The organism is Methanorbis furvi (assembly GCF_032714615.1).
Classification (GTDB): Archaea; Halobacteriota; Methanomicrobia; order Methanomicrobiales; family Methanocorpusculaceae; genus Methanocorpusculum; species Methanocorpusculum furvi.
In genome coordinates, this window is sequence record NZ_JAWDKA010000001.1 from 42,518 (window position 1) to 57,519 (window position 15,002).

15 protein-coding genes are annotated in these 15,002 nt (G+C 51.2%); 6 read left to right on the forward strand and 9 right to left on the reverse strand.

The genetic code is table 11. From position 1 onward, the window contains the following. The first annotated feature begins 34 nt into the window (after positions 1–34). A complete protein-coding gene (locus McpAg1_RS00240; protein ID WP_338093268.1) occupies positions 35–1,708 on the forward strand; it encodes a hypothetical protein in 1,674 nt (557 codons plus the stop codon). Between the two features lie 12 nt (positions 1,709–1,720). Further along, complete coding sequence (locus McpAg1_RS00245; RefSeq protein WP_338093269.1) at positions 1,721–2,146, forward strand: hypothetical protein; 426 nt, start codon at positions 1,721–1,723, stop codon at positions 2,144–2,146. Between the two features lie 17 nt (positions 2,147–2,163). On the opposite strand, the gene McpAg1_RS00250 is transcribed toward McpAg1_RS00245, so the two are convergent. Both McpAg1_RS00250 and McpAg1_RS00255 read right to left on the reverse strand, forming a co-directional pair. Then, positions 2,164–2,934, reverse strand: coding sequence for an A24 family peptidase C-terminal domain-containing protein (locus McpAg1_RS00250; protein WP_338093270.1), 771 nt, complete (start codon positions 2,932–2,934; stop codon positions 2,164–2,166). 139 nt (positions 2,935–3,073) lie between these two features. After that, the gene (locus tag McpAg1_RS00255) at positions 3,074–3,454 is read right to left on the reverse strand and encodes a carboxymuconolactone decarboxylase family protein (RefSeq protein ID WP_338093271.1); all 381 of its coding nucleotides are present in this window, start codon (positions 3,452–3,454) and stop codon (positions 3,074–3,076) included. Positions 3,455–3,730: 276 nt separating this feature from the next. Here McpAg1_RS00255 and McpAg1_RS00260 point away from each other — a divergent pair, with 276 nt between their 5' ends. Then, positions 3,731–4,339 carry a flavodoxin family protein gene (locus McpAg1_RS00260; RefSeq protein ID WP_338093272.1) on the forward strand — a complete coding sequence of 203 codons (609 nt, stop codon included), beginning with the start codon at positions 3,731–3,733 and terminating at the stop codon, positions 4,337–4,339. Positions 4,340–4,346: 7 nt separating this feature from the next. Here McpAg1_RS00260 and McpAg1_RS00265 read toward each other — a convergent pair whose 3' ends face one another. Genes McpAg1_RS00265 through lysS form a run of 4 tightly spaced genes read right to left on the reverse strand, consistent with a single transcriptional unit; the run spans position 4,347 to position 8,502 of the window. Continuing rightward, the gene (locus McpAg1_RS00265; RefSeq protein ID WP_338093273.1) at positions 4,347–5,195 is read right to left on the reverse strand and encodes a hypothetical protein; all 849 of its coding nucleotides are present in this window, start codon (positions 5,193–5,195) and stop codon (positions 4,347–4,349) included. 31 nt (positions 5,196–5,226) lie between these two features. After that, the gene (gene uppS / locus McpAg1_RS00270) at positions 5,227–5,994 is read right to left on the reverse strand and encodes a polyprenyl diphosphate synthase (protein WP_338093274.1); all 768 of its coding nucleotides are present in this window, start codon (positions 5,992–5,994) and stop codon (positions 5,227–5,229) included. Beyond that, positions 5,991–6,995 carry a radical SAM protein gene (locus McpAg1_RS00275; RefSeq protein ID WP_338093275.1) on the reverse strand — a complete coding sequence of 335 codons (1,005 nt, stop codon included), beginning with the start codon at positions 6,993–6,995 and terminating at the stop codon, positions 5,991–5,993. Before McpAg1_RS00275 ends, uppS begins: the two co-directional genes overlap by 4 nt. Position 6,996: 1 nt before the next feature. Next, complete coding sequence (gene lysS, locus McpAg1_RS00280; protein WP_338093276.1) at positions 6,997–8,502, reverse strand: lysine--tRNA ligase; 1,506 nt, start codon at positions 8,500–8,502, stop codon at positions 6,997–6,999. A gap of 380 nt (positions 8,503–8,882) precedes the next feature. Here lysS and McpAg1_RS00285 point away from each other — a divergent pair, with 380 nt between their 5' ends. The 3 genes from McpAg1_RS00285 to McpAg1_RS00295 all read left to right on the forward strand — a co-directional run bounded on the left by McpAg1_RS00285 (position 8,883) and on the right by McpAg1_RS00295 (position 10,364). Then, complete coding sequence (locus McpAg1_RS00285; RefSeq protein ID WP_338093277.1) at positions 8,883–9,380, forward strand: methylated-DNA--[protein]-cysteine S-methyltransferase; 498 nt, start codon at positions 8,883–8,885, stop codon at positions 9,378–9,380. Positions 9,381–9,700: 320 nt separating this feature from the next. After that, on the forward strand, positions 9,701–9,859 hold the full coding sequence (locus tag McpAg1_RS00290; protein ID WP_338093278.1) for a hypothetical protein: 159 nt from the start codon (positions 9,701–9,703) through the stop codon (positions 9,857–9,859). 1 nt (position 9,860) lies between these two features. After that, positions 9,861–10,364, forward strand: coding sequence for an alpha/beta hydrolase (locus McpAg1_RS00295; RefSeq protein ID WP_338093279.1), 504 nt, complete (start codon positions 9,861–9,863; stop codon positions 10,362–10,364). On the opposite strand, the gene McpAg1_RS00300 is transcribed toward McpAg1_RS00295, so the two are convergent. The 3 genes from McpAg1_RS00300 to tfrA all read right to left on the reverse strand — a co-directional run bounded on the left by McpAg1_RS00300 (position 10,346) and on the right by tfrA (position 14,979). Continuing rightward, on the reverse strand, positions 10,346–11,230 hold the full coding sequence (locus McpAg1_RS00300) for an SPL family radical SAM protein (protein WP_338093280.1): 885 nt from the start codon (positions 11,228–11,230) through the stop codon (positions 10,346–10,348). The genes McpAg1_RS00295 and McpAg1_RS00300 overlap by 19 nt on opposite strands. A 669-nt stretch (positions 11,231–11,899) precedes the next feature. Next, positions 11,900–13,351, reverse strand: coding sequence for a fumarate reductase (CoM/CoB) subunit TfrB (gene tfrB / locus McpAg1_RS00305; RefSeq protein WP_338093281.1), 1,452 nt, complete (start codon positions 13,349–13,351; stop codon positions 11,900–11,902). After that, positions 13,348–14,979 carry a fumarate reductase (CoM/CoB) subunit TfrA gene (tfrA, locus tag McpAg1_RS00310; RefSeq protein ID WP_338093282.1) on the reverse strand — a complete coding sequence of 544 codons (1,632 nt, stop codon included), beginning with the start codon at positions 14,977–14,979 and terminating at the stop codon, positions 13,348–13,350. The genes tfrB and tfrA overlap by 4 nt, the downstream gene beginning before the upstream one ends. Positions 14,980–15,002: the final 23 nt, after the last annotated feature.

The window sequence follows — 15,002 nt, forward strand, 5'->3', positions numbered from 1 at the left end:
TGTATATAAATAATCGGCTTAAATCATTAAGAATATGAAAAGGCGATGGGTACTCCTGTGTGCGATTATTGTAGTATGCATCATTGTGTGCAGTATTTTTGCAGTATGCCATCTGCCGCCCAGTCCCGAGCCGCGTCAGGCAAACATTTCTGACGAGATGCGGGAAACATTGGATGAACTTCAGGGCTTCATGGTGGAAAAAACCAAAGAGATCAACACCGACATGCGGCAAGCCTCATTCGCACTTTCCGGAGTCACGGATGAAAAAGAGGCTGTCGACATTTTGTACGAACTCTACTGGGAGCATCCTGAAGGCCCGGGTATTTACCGGACAAATGCCGAAGGCGAGATTATCACCACAGTGCCGTACAGAATCATGACTGATGCTCTCAACAACCCTGAGCTTCGGGCAATCAACGAAAAATCATTTTCAAACAAGACTGATCTGATACTGGAAGGGCCTGTCTACACCCAGTCTTACGGCATGGTGTTGGCTTTTATGATGCCGGTATATACCGAAGACGGCAAGTACGACGGATACATCTGCCTCGGTCAGTCTCCTGATGAAATTCTGCTTGATCATCTGTCCCCATATACGGCAAACTCCAGTGAACGCTACGATATATCGATAATCCGTCCTGACGGTACTATTCTGTGGCATCCGAACACCGATCTGATCGGAAAGAGCATCTACACATCACATCTGTTTGATGAGTTCAGAGATGATATACTGCCGATTCTGGAAAAACCCGAAGGAGAAACTTCGTACCGGTATCGGGGGCTTGGCTATGACCAGACCATTCTTGAAAAAGATGCGGTGTGGAAGACCGTGATGGTTGATGAAACGGCGTACCGTGTAATTTTGGCAACCTATCAGTATGCCGAACCCGAGGTTGTGTTTCCAACAAATATGACGGATATGCATCTGCAGAATATTGTGCGGTCCATGTACCTCTATGCAGGTTCCCACACAAAAGAGCAGACGTTTAAGGCAATCAATGATCCAAAAGGACCGTTTGCTGAAAAAGGAGTTATCGCGTTTGCCTATAATATGGATGGAACGCTGCTTGCCCACTCCACCCTTCAGTATCTGATCGGAGAAAAGCGGCTGGGTTACCGGGGAGCCTACAGTATCCTTACTCCGGTTACCGGTATGATCAACCGTGCTTCACAGGGTGGAGGGTTTACACATTATTACACGGCGGTTCCGTACACTGATCATCTGGCAACCTTTGATCTCTGTTATGTTCTGCCGGTGGATGATACCTGGTTTGTCGGTGCGGCGATGCCGGTAAACAATACGCTGTTCACCTACGATACCGGAGTCAGGGATGATATGCACCAAAATCTGGAGACTGCCAGAAAGTACCTCAACACATATGGAAAGGAGAAGACGATTGAAGAGATGATGAACCCGTCCGGTTTTTTCCATACGAACAATATTCCGGTGTTTGCCGGAGATTATAATGGAACCATGCTCACGGATGCAGATATTTTCCCCCTCAAAGCCGGTGAGAATTCTTTTTCGATGATTTCGTACCATGGCGGGTCTGCCGGCAGGGAGCTGGTGATTCTGGCAAAGTCTGGAGGAGGGTACACACTTTATGATACTGACAAGGGTATTTACATGATCTATGTTGAGCCGGTGGATGATACTTGGTATATGGGAAGCAGTTTGCGGGTGGGTGATTCCCATCCTTTAACCTGAGGAGGAAGAGATATGAACGTATGTGCACACGCAAATATCTATGAGATACAGTCTGCCAGACCGGGGGGGTTTTCCCTGCTGGTTGGTGCCATTCTTATTGCAGGCATTATTTTTGGAATGGTGTTTGTAGGAATTATGGCGATGGACAAAATTGTTGAGAAGGTGGAGAGTAATGCGGCGGTAACGGTGCATCTGCATGGGGATGATATTGAGGTGATGATCCTTTCCAGCTCATTTGCAGAGGAAATTATTTCCATTGAGGTCTCGATCGACGGAGTTTCTGATAGCAGAATGGTAATACCGGTCACGCTCGGGACTCCGGTATTCTGTGATGATATTGCTGTGGGAGTTACGGGATCAAAGTTTGTTGTGATCAATGCGATGTTTGCGGATGGAACGTCTGCTGTTATTCATTACACAAGAGTGCAGTTCTCGTAAAACTTTTTTTTTATTTTTTATCCGAGTAGGATCATCAATATTGCGTCTGAGAGGCTGTAGCCGAAGAGTGCAAGGATGTAGCCGAGAGTGATGGGAATCATGAACGGGATGCCGTAGGTGATCCAGACGTTCCCCGCACGCCGGTAGAGGTCAAGTTCGTTTGCGTACTTTTCCGGGTATTCGCGAAGGTTGCGGATTGAGAGAGCGGAACTTTTTTTCAGAGCGCGGACGGAGCTTGATGCAGGGAGAAACTCTCTTGTGATTTCGTCACCGTCGGTGATCTCTTCGGCGACAAATCCGAAGTGTCTGGTGATGGTGTCGCCTGAGACCGGCATGCCTGAACACATCAGCCAGAAGGGGGCTTTTTGTCTGCGAAGAATATTTTGTATGAGGAGGGCGAGCGGTATGAGGAGGGCGATGACGCCTGCGTTCAGAAGGGTTGAGAGGGCAAGCGAGGGAACAATCCATATGGCGAACGGTGTTACGGGGACGGTTGCTGCAAGGAGGATCATTGCTTTTGCATCAGCCCAGCCGAACATACCTGCTTTGGCAAACACCCACATCATGATACAGACGATTACCGAGGTTGCAAGGATGCTTGCTGAAAGTGCTGAGGGCTGAAGGAACTGCTGATACCAGAAGTATAGGGCTGCAATTCCTCCGATGACTGCTGCCGGGTACCAGGTTGTGGTCAGGACCGTGCGGGTTTTGATGTCCTGCCATGATGCGTAGAGGAATGTTATGAGAACCGCGATTGCGGAGATGGCAAGAGGCAGGAGTTCATACATTATGCAAATAGTTGGATGTGAAAGAATTTGAAATTTTAGCGAGAGGGCTTTGCAATTTTATCGTATGAGCCTCGCCCACGGAAAAGCGGAACACACAGAAATAATCACCACAAAGCCGTAGTGTTGGAAAAAATAGAAATTATTTGAAGATCTCTGCTGCTTCGGTTTTGCCGTAGACATAGGACGGCATGCCGGCAAGCATGAAGGTGACACGGAGAGCCTCTTCTACTTCGGCCATGGTGACGCCGAGGTGTTTTGCTCCCTGAAGTTGTGCGTGCAGTGCGTGGTCGTCACGCATTGATGCGGCGATTGCGATTGCCATCAGTTTTTTCTGTTTGCGGGAAAGTGCCCCGTCAGACCAGATGTAGTTGTCAAGCTTCAAAACCGCCTCATGCATTGCAGGGTCAGATTTTGCGAGATCGCGGAAGAAGACCGGAACGTGGCCGATATTTTCCTCAAGTTGTTTCATGTCGCCAGCTTTGTAGTTGTGGCCACCGCAGGGTATTTTTTGTTCGGTCATGATTGTCTCACCTATTTCATATATCTGCAGGTTTTGATATTAGCCTTTTAGGTGGTGGCAATTTTGTGGGATGACGATGCCGCCCACGGAAAAACAGAAAGCACGGAATTACACGGAAATATTGTTTCAAAGATGGATTCCGTGATGTTTTTTGTCTGCTCCGTGATGTTTTTTTGTGAAATTTCCGTGTACTCAGTGTGTTCCGTGGGCGACTGCGAAGGAGATTTTTCCGTATCCCAGATTTTTTTATACTCGCTAAACCCAATACAACCAGTAATGACAAAAAAAGTGCTGGCGCTGTTCGGGAGCAATCTCATCGGAGGAAACACCGATAAACTCCTGACACAGGCGATCAAAGGAGTTGAGGACGCCGGCTGTACGGTCGAGCGAATCAATGTTGCCCATCTGAATGCAGGTCCCTGCAACCAGACCTACTCCTGCATGATAGAACCAACCTGCGCAATCGAGGACGACATGAAGGATGCCTACCGGAAAATAAAACAGGCGGACGGCATCATTATTGCAACGCCGGTGATGACCTACGGAGTTCCGGGCGCACTGAAATCATTTATGGACCGGTGCCAGCCGTTTTACATGGCAAAATACTACCGCAAACAGCCGTTCATCACACCCGAACATGTGAAAATCCGCAGAACACTCTTCATCTGCATCGGAGGAATGAAGGATCCTGATATTTTTACCGGGCCTGTTCTTACGACAAAGGCATTCTGTGCAATTGTGGATGCGAAATATTCCGACGAACTGCTGCAGAACGATATGGATACCATTCTAAATGTCGAGAAAAAACCAGAGCTTCTCGCAGCGGCGTACGAGAAGGGAAAAGCCCTCGGTGAACGTATCGTAAAAATGCGGGATGGGGAGTAACTCTCCCTTACCATCGCGGTGCATAAGGAATACCGGTATTCACCGTAATATTCACCATTTTTTTCACCACATATCCCTTGGTATCAACAGCGACCACGGAAATATTTGTTTTTCCCGAGATGGTTGGAACGGAAACGATCGTGATATGATTTTGCAGAGGCGTAGAAACAATCCCGGTCGACCAGTCACCTGTATAGGGCTCTTTATAATAATCTTTATAGAAATTACTCTGGACCTCAGCTTCCCTGAGACCATATTTGCTGAGAATTCTCACATCAACCAGGATATGATGCGGCACCACGTCCCCCCAGAAGACTGCACCCTCCTGCGGAGATAGAATCTCTACTTTGATCTGTTCATCCGTGTCGTCTGCGGGAAAGGTAACGCCCTCAAACATCAGCGGGATGTCGGTTATGCTCAGCGATCTATTCATAAACGGAACCGACCCGTTCAGATTTGCCGCCTCATTCCACTTCTGATAAATGCGGCTCATCTCCTCATAAGACGGCGGATGCTCTGCATCGACGTAGAGAACGATGGTCTGATCCATCTCCTTCCAGCCAAGAACGGGTCCGTTCGGATACCATGTCTCGTTCATGAATTCTCGAAGTTCTGCCATAACCGGATTATCATGATACGAATCAGCCAAAAGACGAACCATCCACGAATCTTTTTGTGGAGCTCCAAAGGATTGAATAACCTGACTTTTTGAATCGTCCGCAATTGGAATCTCCGTAGGTTTGCCTGAGATTGGCGGTTGTGTTGCGTTATCTACATCATTTGTTCCGATACATCCCGCAGAACAGATAAAACAAACAATCATTACCGCCAGAAAAACAGTCCGCCATCCTGCCATGCCAGAGTATTGTTGGTCAGGATTCTTAATATTATGCGGACAACCCGCTCATCCGCTCATCATAAACCCGGAGCGCCCGGAGCATATCCACGTACCGGAACTCGGGCCAGGTCGGTGTACAGAAACAGACCGCCGCTTCATTGCCGTTCGCCATCCAGGGAAGAAAGTTCGAAGTCCGGCGATCATTTGCCGTGCGAATGATCAGATCAACAGGCGGCATGGAAATACCCTGATACATATTTTCTGTCACGAGTTCAGGCGTAATCTGACTCACGGGAATACTTCCGTCCCGCACAGCAGCCACAATTTTTTTCGCAGTTGCCACAATCTCATTTCTTCCGCCGTAGGCGATGGCAATATGCACAAAAAATCTGGAATGATCTTTCGTTGCAACTTCCGTCTCCTCAATTATTTGCAGAAGCTCGTCATCAAGAAGTGCCCGATCCCCGATAATCGTTATATTGATCTCATTTTTGTAGACACGTTCATCAGTCAGCAGCCGCGAAAACGTATCCATAAACAACAGATGAAGCTCGGCCTTCTCTTCTTCAGGCCTTCTGAAATTTTCTGTTGAAAACGCAAAAAATGTCACATGACGGATGCCGAGTTCGCCCATCCAGTCAAGCACCCTCTCGCTCGTATCAGCACCAAGACGGTGGCCGTAGCTGGTATCCATCCCCCGCGATTTTGCAAACCTTCGGTTGCCGTCCTGAATAATTGCGACATGACTTGGGATATGCAAAAGCTTTCCACGAAGCCTCTTCGCATACACCGCTTCGGCAACCGACCGGATACTCACTGCGGGATCACCTCAACAATCATCCCGTCGTTCGGATACCGCTCGATAATTTTTCGCTCGCCGCCGAACTTGCGGGGGATTTTTCGCATCTGCTGCCAGTCGAGCTCGATCGTCCCGTCATCCATCTCCTCATAGTAGCTGCCGGCCTTCAGACAGGGAAGGATCATCTCCAGATCTGCCCCCGGGTCCATCGAGCCGTACATCACGGTGCCGTCGTCGGTTATCATATCAAACGGCCGTGCGGAGTTCATCGCAATCCGTTTCAGCCGTTCACGCAGCTGAACCGAATCCTTGAACGTCGAGGTACAGTAGTGAACCTTCGGATGACCGTTGATCTCGCCCGCCCACTTCGTCGAACCCTTGATCGCATTGCAGAGAGGATTCTCCGGCTCAAGTTTTCTCGCCCGCATCGCTTCTGCACAACTGTCTCCCCACTCCAGCTGATTGATGTTGAAAAAGTCAAGACTGTCCAGCAGCGGGAAAAAGTGGCGAAGGCCTGCGAGTGACGGAACCTCAATTCCCACACAAAATCCCATTCTTTTCGCATTCGCAATAGACTCAGGGAACTTGGAGGTCATAATGCCGGCCCACTCCTCGTGCGGAGGATGCATCCGAATCTCATCAACACAGGGCCGCAGGGCTGCGAGTTCCTCCTCAGTTGGGGCATGGCCGGTGTAGAGATGAATATGGTGGTCAGGACCGAAGTGGTTTTTCAGATACGTACAAAACTCAACCACGCGGTCGAGTTCCAGCAGCGGCTCGCCGCCGGTAACTCCGGTGCCAAGCGCGTCCATCACTTCTGCTTCAGGAATTGCTTCTTCAGGCGTTGTTATTTTTTGATCGTTCGCAAAAATAACATCCACATTTTTGCGTTCCTCAGAGAGCGGACAGTACCAGCAGTCGCGATCGCATTTTCCGGTGATGAACAGCACCAGCTTCGCTCCCTGATAACAGAGCCTACATCCCTCGCTGAGATTTTTTGGAAGTTTGTCCTTTGCCATATTATGCGGCCATCTCTTTCAACCGGGCGAGTGTTGCCTCGCGGCCGATTGCTTCTAAGAACCAGCCAAGCCTCGGGCCGCGGTCAGCTCCGAGGAATGCACGGTAGATTGCGGTGAACAGCTCTTTTCCGGTAACTCCGGCGGCTGCGGCTGCGTCATAAACTGCGTTGTGCAGGACGTCTGCTTTCCACTCGCCTGCGGCAACTGCTGCTGCGTAGGCAGCGACTGCTGCCTTGACGTTTGCCGGTTCTGCTGCGGCAACGTCTGGAAGGATCTGCTGAATTGCAAACTTCACATCCTCGGGCGCGTACAGTTCGAGCCATCTCTTCGCACGATCTGCCTGGTCCATCACTGCATGTTCGTCCACAATTGCGTAGCCGCTGCGCTTGAGGATATCAAAGATCGCATCATCGGTCTGGGCAATCTGCACGACTGCGACCATGTGACGGAACGGAATGGTTGTCTGGGGAGAAGCAATCTTGGAGAGTTCGTACTCGCGTGACTCGCCTGCTGCTGCGGCACGGTCGTACTCGTCGATGAGTCTGAGCAGCCCCATTCCCGGATCGAACTCAATCGTCTTGTCGGGTTTGGTCTTTGCAATCAGGAAGCGAAGAACCTCAGGCGGTACGATCTCGAGCATGTCGCGGATGGTGAGAACGACTCCTTTGGATGAGTGCATCTCGCCGCGTCCTTTGAGGCTGATCCATTCGTAGGTTACCGGCATCGGGGCGTTGTAGCCGTAGATATCTTTGGTGATGTATTTGCCGGTGTCGTACGATCCTCCGGGTGAGGCGTGATCTTTGCCGAAGGGTTCGATGGTTACGCCGTAGACCGACCAGCGCATCGGCCAGTCAACACGCCAGACAAGTTTTCCTTCGCCTTTGGAGTAGTCGGAGACTCCTTCGTGACCGCAGGAACATTTGTAGGTGACCGTGTGTTTTTCTGCATCATGCGAAAGGATGGTTGCCCGTGAGATGGTGCCGCACTCCCCGCAGATCGGATAGTACGGAGTCCAGCCTTCCTCAAGTTTTCTGCCGGAGACTCTCTCAAGGATCTCTTTGATCTCTTCTGCATGGACAAGAGCGAGTCTGATCTGTTCGGTGAACATGCCGGAGCGGTAGGCTTCGCTTGTCCGAATAATGCGGGGATGAATATCAAGTTCCTGAATTGCGGAGAGGAACGGGTCAAGGAAGTGTTCTGCGTAGCTTTTGTGTTTGCCGCACGGACAGGGGATGTCTGAGACCGGCCATCCGATATATTTTTCGTAGGAGGCGGGGAGGAATGGGTATACTTTGCGGAGTGGATCGAAGTCGTCAGCCACATAGACGAGTTCTGCGTCAACACCGCGGCTTTTCAGTGCCTTGAAGATCATGTCTCCGGTCATGATTTCACGCATGTTTCCAAGGTGAATTGGTCCGGATGGAGTGATTCCTGTGGCGATCAGCTGGTGTTTGTCGGCCGGAACGCCGGAGGCTCTGGCGTCAGCCCAGTGGATTTTTTCATTCACGCTTTTGTACTCCTGTGGATATATAATTGATATTTATGTGATCTCAATTGAGATATATCTCTTGATTGCCCAACTACCCTCTTCATCAGATTTTCATCTTTATCCATGAGCCGCCCACGGAAAAACGGAACACACGGAATTTTCACAGAAAAAACATCACGGAGCAGACGTGAACATCACGGAATTCTCATTCGAAAAAAAGTATTTTCGTACTCTCATAAAATAATTTTTGATTGTCTTTTAAATTTCCGTGTTGTTCACGTCTGCTCCGTGATGTTTTTCTGTGAAAATTCCGTGTGTTCCGTTTTTCCGTGGGCGGAGCTACAACGAACGTTGGTTGCCAATAAACGAATTTATGGACAACATCTCCAGCACCCATAATGCTTAAACCGCTTCACGCTCATGGTGTAATTATGCGCCGGATGTACTATTACCAGACACCCATCGGGAAAATCGGCATGGCGGAAGAGGATGGATTCATCACCAATCTCTGGTTTCCCGGAACCCCCGCGCCAATAGACGCGGATTTGTGGGAGACGCCGGTTCTCAAACGCGCCGCAAAACAGCTTGGCGGATACTTTGCCGGAGGAAAACATCCGTTCACAATTCCTCTTGCCCCCAAAGGAACAGAGTTCATGCAAAGCGTCTGGGCCGAGCTGCAAAAAATTCCCTGCGGCACAACCGTGAGCTATCAGGAGATTGCAGAGCGGATCGGCAAAAAGAATGCAGCCCGGGCAGTGGGACTTGCCAACAACAAAAATCCGATTCCAATTCTGATTCCCTGTCATCGTGTTATCGGAAAAAACGGGCAGCTGACCGGGTACCGCGGTGGACTTGCGATGAAGCAGAAGCTGCTGGACCTGGAAAAGTCAGGGTAGGTTTTGCGCCTTTTTTGATGGGGAGCCCACGGAAAAACGGAGTACACGGAAATTTCACAGAAAAAAACATCACGGAGCAGACGTGAACATCACGGAATTCTCATTCGAAAAAATATTTTCATACTTTCACAAAATAATTTTTGATTTTTTTTGATAATTTCCGTGACGTTCACGTCTGCTCCGTGATGTTTTTTTCCGTGAAATTCAGTGTGTTCCGATTTTCCTGCGAAGCAGTGAGCAGGCCGAAGGCATGCGAATCGTGGGCGACTGAACAATAAAGGAGCAAAAATACTTATCAGCTCTCAAGTCAATCATCCAGTATGTGTTCCGCAGGCGGACCAATTGAGGTCGACCTCAACGACCCCCTCAAAGACAGAGGGAAAAAGTATCGGTGCAATGATTGCGGCCAGACGTTTACCGGCTTAGGCAAACACCCCATGTGCCCGTCATGCCAGTCCGAAAACGTCACCGAGATCTAAGATGCCAAAAACCATCCGGATTCCGTTTACCGGAGACAAACCGATTTTGATTAGAGGACGCTCTGCCTTTTTGCTTGTCGCACGCGCGAAAGAAAAGTTTCCTCTGGTGATTGAAACCGACACAGAAGAACTGGTTCAGGGAGTTTTTCCTGACGATCTGATTGTGGTCTCCGCTCCCGAAGGCGGCGAGGTAATGCCGGCACTCTATCTTTTGGAGATGGTAGCGACGCATCACCTGCCGGTGATTGCTCTTGGAAAAAATCATCCGGCAAGCCGCCGCATCTCATACGTCGTATCGGCCGCAGAAAAAATTGAGATGCGATGTGATATCAGACGAGGCACACATCCTGAACAGCATCTGCTCTGCACAGCAGACGAGTTTGCCGGAATGATTCTGTTCGCCGAAAAAAACAGTCTCGTGATCGAAAACTGCCGCGAGGAAATTTCTGCGTCGCAGCTGGTGTGGGAGATCTCGGTTGCCGAAATTCACCACAACTTTGACTGAACATCTTTTTTCTTTCCCAAAATTCTGGCATCGATCTCTTCGTGTCTGAAGAGAAGACCGCATTTTTCGCACGTGCGGACAAATGTTTCCAGAAGTCCCGGCTCTTTTGAGCAGCACCAGTAGGATTTGCCGTAGGTTTTTTCGTACTGCTCGCGAACCCTTGGAAAATGTTCGTCGAGTCGTTCGTAGAAGTAGGTTCGCTGACGGTCACGCAGCGAGACCGCGAAGTTTTTTTCTGCATAGACCCAAGCTGCCCCTGCGTTCGCCGCACGTTCCACGATCTCGGTGATATTTTCTCTGGTGTCGGTGATGAACGGGAGGGTTGGGAGAAGGATTACTCCGCACAAAATATTTTCCGCGGAAAGTTTTTCGATTGCTCTAAATCGGTCCGAGGAGGAGGGGGCATGCGGTTCGATCGTTTTCGCAATCGCGTCGCTTGCGGCGGTGATGGTGATGTTTACTGCTGCGGGAGAGTGTTCGCTGATTGCGGCAAAGAGGTCGATGTCGCGGCAGACGAGATCGGATTTGGTGAGTGCAACAACGCCGAAGTGATATCGATCACAGAGCAGGAGAAATCCGCGGGTGAGTTCCAGGGTTTTTTCGAGCGGGTTGTAAGGGTCGCTCATCGCTCCGGTAATGATCGCTCCCTTCTTTTTCCTTGCAGGTAATTCCTGTTCGAGAATTTTGAGAGCGTTGTCTTTTGCCCGGACGGTTGGAAAATCATCAATGCGATAGCATTCGCTTCGGCTGTCGCAGTATATGCAGTTGTGGGAACAGCCGCGGTAGAGATTTGCGGTGTAATTGGTTGCAAACCATCCGTTTTCGCGGTATGCGGAGAGGATGGTTTTTGCGGGGATTGTCTGCATGGATGAATTGAATGGTACTTTGGTTTTTTGGTATATGGCATTTTCCAACTTTTGGGTGAATTATTTCCGATTATGGGGAGTCTTCGGCCTTGGCCAATGAATCCCACGCAACTGTGGCAGAGAACACCAGAGATGTGCCAAAATAACCTCATATATGCCTTAAATCACCAATTCTTACCCCACACTCAGCAGAACACATGTTTTTCAGACGATGAATCACCCTACCCGTCACCAAAAGAGCCTCTATTCCTATATATAGGTCTCGCTAAAAAGCCGTACAGAACAGAAATTCCAACCAGGTTTTCAATCAAAATGGCAGTGTTCTCATCTCAGGCTCAATACATGAAGCTACATTGGGGAGTTAGCCACGAAGTACCTCTAAAATAAGCCAGATTTGGACTTATTTTTCCCATCAACCATTGGTTTTTTCCCATAAATTCGTTTACTGGCAACTAACGTTCATAGTAGCTCCGCCCACGGAAAAATGGAGCACACGGAAATTTCACAGAAAAAAAACATCACGGAGCAGACGTGAACATCACGGAAATGAATTGTTTTCGAATTCAGTGTTGTTCTCGTCTGCTCCGTGATGTTTTTATTTCCGTGTGCTCCGTTTTTCCGTGGGAGGCAGGAATTAATAGACCACATCCCGGCCAATCTCAAAAAAAATTATTTTTTATATCCTTCAAGCATCAGCGTCGCGATATTTTTCACCGGAAGGCCAGTCACCTGATGCAGATGGAACTCGCAGAACGGACAGACCGTCACAATATAATCTGCCCCCGTCTCCTTTACCATCTCGGCGCGAACCGCACCAATAGCCGCAGCTTCTTCAGGCCGCCCGGACTTCACTCCGCCACCTGCACCACAGCAGCGGGCAGGCATATCCACAAACTTCTCGGCAACCGACTCCAGCAGCTCCCGCGGCTGTTCACTGATGCCCTGACCGCGGAGAAGATGGCAGGGATCATGATAGGTGTAGGTTCCTTCAACTTTTTTCGGCGGGACGAAGCCGATTTCTGCAAGATACTCGGTGATGTCGGCGACACGGAACGGCGTGTCATAATCATTCTTCAGCGTCGACCCGCATCCTGCGCACATCGTAAGAACGGTGTCAACGCCGGTCTTCACGAACGCATCGATGTTGCGTTTCTGCAGTTCGGGAACAAAACCCGAAAGTCCGGTTCTGATAAGCGGCGAGCCGCAGCAGACCTGATCTTTGGGAATGATAACTCTGATACCGTTCAGCCGGAGGACCTCCATCGCATCAAGCGCAGGCTGAATTACCCGCCCGTTGAACATACAGCCGACGAAAAATCCCACCGTCGCCCGCACCTCGCCGTACGGCTCGATGACCTCGGGCACGCGTTCGAGGAACGGCGTCTCTTTGCGCTCAACCGAACGTCCGGTGTCCTCAACAAGTTTTGCAAGAGCACGATGCGCCGGCAGGGAAAGGCCGCGCTTTGCCGCCTCGGCCCGAAGTTTTTCCACCGCCTTTCTTGGAGTCTCGATCTCCTTTGGACAGACCTCAACACACTTGTGACAGGTCGTGCAGGCGAACAGACCCTTATCGATTGCTTCAGTAATTCTGTCGGCGGTGTCGCGGGGATCAAGATTCAGCCGCTGCTCCTGACGCATCACCGTAGGGCCTGCATACTCTGACGCAGCGAACGCCGGGCAGGAGGAGATGCAGCTGTAACACTCAATGCATTCGCGGAGCGGTTTGATCTCTTCAACCGCCTCTTGTGAAATGCCGCACTCGCATCCGCAGGCCGGAGCGGCCGTTCCGGTTCCCGGATTCAGCCAGGCGATCTGTGCCATGACCGGCGCAATATCGGTGATGAGATCACGGATGCGGGGGAGTTCGAGCGGCTCGATCAGATCGCCGTCGCGTGCCTCCTCCATGCAGGCAAGTACTGGCTCGCCGTTGACGCGAACCGAACATGACCCGCACTGGCCTGCCCGGCAGCAGTGCCGGTAACCAAGCGTTGGATCAAGTTGGTCGCGAACCTCGTCAAGCACGTTCAGCACGCGGGCACCTTTTTCCACGTGAACCTCGTACTCTTCAACGTGGGGGGCCGCGTCCACATTCGGATCAAACCGTGAGATGCGGACCTTCATACCCTTCCCTCCAGAATCTCGATGCCTGATCTTTCCGGCGAGAAGAACGTGTGGCCGAAGGGCGAGTTCTCGTTCGTCCACGGCGTCTTGATGTCGGTCCGCGTGTGGGCACCGCGTGACTCGCGGCGCAGGAGAGCACCGTCGATGATCATCGATGCAACGAGCAGCATGTTCTCGGTGATGACAGCGTCCGCAATCTCCCGCGGTGAGTTGATCTTCAACGGAGTCGCCCGAAGTTTTGCAATGTCGCGTTCGGCGACCCTGAGATCGAGTTCGTTTCGATAGATGCCGACATTCTTCCACATCAGCATCTTCATCGTTCTCCGAACATCGGCTGATGCGGCTGTCCCGGAGTAAAGTGCGGCAACTTTTTTCTCGGCTGCTTCAATCTGATCATAATCGATTCGATGCTTTGCCGAGGGCTCGGCAGCACCTGCTGCGACTCCCGCCCGTCTTCCAAACACCTGAGTGTCTGCGAGTGCGTTGCCGCCGAGCCGGTTTCCTCCGTGAACGCCGCCGGTCACTTCGCCTGCGGCGAAGAGACGCGGCAGTGTGGTGGCGGCATCCGGCGTTATTCGCAGTCCGCCCATGAAGTGGTGGGCGGTTGGTGCGACCTCCATTGGTTCGGTTCTGATGTCGGTGCCGAACTTGAGGAACTGTTCCAGCATCAATGGGAGTCTCGTTTCGATCTGCTCTTTAGGGAGGTGGGTTACGTCGAGCCAGACGCCGCCGTGTTCGGTGCCGCGTCCTTCGAGAACTTCAGTCGCGATCGATCGGGCGACGACGTCGCGGGTTGAGAGCTCCATTCGTGCGGGATCGTACTTTTCCATGAACCGTTCGCCGACACTGTTTTTGAGAACTCCGCCTTCGCCTCTGACCGCTTCGGTGATGAGCCGGCCGCGGGTGTCGTAAGGGTAGACCGCTCCGGTCGGATGAAACTGGACCTGTTCCATGTCGATGAGTTCAGCTCCGGCCCGGTAACCGAGAGCGTAACCGTCGCCGGTTCCGGCGGTGGAGTTGGTTGTGGTGTCGTACACCTGTCCGGCCCCTCCAGTTGCAAGAACGACTGCGTCGGCAGTGATGATTCCCAGTTCTCCTTCGCGGTCGCAGGTGATTGCGCCGGCAACTTCACTGCCGTTTTTGAGCAGGTCGATGACCGTCAGCTCGTCACGAATCTCAACCGGTGAGCCGCGGAGTTTTTCAAGCAGAGTCATGACGATTTCATGGCCGGTGTGATCTCCTGCGTAACAGGTGCGGGGAAACCGCTGGCCGCCGAACGGCCGCTGGGCTACTTCGTTGTCGCAGGTGAGATCAAAGACCGCTCCCCAAGTAAACAGGTCGCGGATCCGGTCAGGAGATTCGCGTGCGAGTACTTCTACAAGGGCGGGGTCGTTCAAGAATGCCCCTCCTTTGAGTGTGTCTTCGTAATGCGTGGCAACCGAGTCTGCGTTTCTCATTACCGCGTTGTATCCGCCTTCGGCCATGACCGTGCAGCCGCCTTTGCCGGTGATGGTTTTTGATACGATGATGGTGTCGCCGGATGCGGACGCATCGACTGCGGCACGAATTCCTGCACCGCCAGACCCGATGACGAGCACGTGGCAGTCGCTTCTGTTTTCGATTCCCATGGTTTCCCCTCTTCAGTTATGTA

Excerpts from the sequence above, each read along its gene's own strand:
- McpAg1_RS00295 (WP_338093279.1), top strand. The coding sequence starts at position 9,861 with ATGCCAAAAACCATCCGGATTCCGTTTACCGGAGACAAACCGATTTTG.
- tfrA (WP_338093282.1), bottom strand. The coding sequence starts at position 14,979 with ATGGGAATCGAAAACAGAAGCGACTGCCACGTGCTCGTCATCGGGTCT.
- McpAg1_RS00255 (WP_338093271.1), bottom strand. The coding sequence starts at position 3,454 with ATGACCGAACAAAAAATACCCTGCGGTGGCCACAACTACAAAGCTGGC.
- McpAg1_RS00275 (WP_338093275.1), bottom strand. The coding sequence starts at position 6,995 with ATGGCAAAGGACAAACTTCCAAAAAATCTCAGCGAGGGATGTAGGCTC.
- McpAg1_RS00245 (WP_338093269.1), top strand. The coding sequence starts at position 1,721 with ATGAACGTATGTGCACACGCAAATATCTATGAGATACAGTCTGCCAGA.
- McpAg1_RS00265 (WP_338093273.1), bottom strand. The coding sequence starts at position 5,195 with ATGGCAGGATGGCGGACTGTTTTTCTGGCGGTAATGATTGTTTGTTTT.
- McpAg1_RS00300 (WP_338093280.1), bottom strand. The coding sequence starts at position 11,230 with ATGCAGACAATCCCCGCAAAAACCATCCTCTCCGCATACCGCGAAAAC.
- McpAg1_RS00250 (WP_338093270.1), bottom strand. The coding sequence starts at position 2,934 with ATGTATGAACTCCTGCCTCTTGCCATCTCCGCAATCGCGGTTCTCATA.
- McpAg1_RS00260 (WP_338093272.1), top strand. The coding sequence starts at position 3,731 with ATGACAAAAAAAGTGCTGGCGCTGTTCGGGAGCAATCTCATCGGAGGA.
- McpAg1_RS00285 (WP_338093277.1), top strand. The coding sequence starts at position 8,883 with ATGCTTAAACCGCTTCACGCTCATGGTGTAATTATGCGCCGGATGTAC.
- McpAg1_RS00290 (WP_338093278.1), top strand. The coding sequence starts at position 9,701 with ATGTGTTCCGCAGGCGGACCAATTGAGGTCGACCTCAACGACCCCCTC.
- McpAg1_RS00240 (WP_338093268.1), top strand. The coding sequence starts at position 35 with ATGAAAAGGCGATGGGTACTCCTGTGTGCGATTATTGTAGTATGCATC.
- tfrB (WP_338093281.1), bottom strand. The coding sequence starts at position 13,351 with ATGAAGGTCCGCATCTCACGGTTTGATCCGAATGTGGACGCGGCCCCC.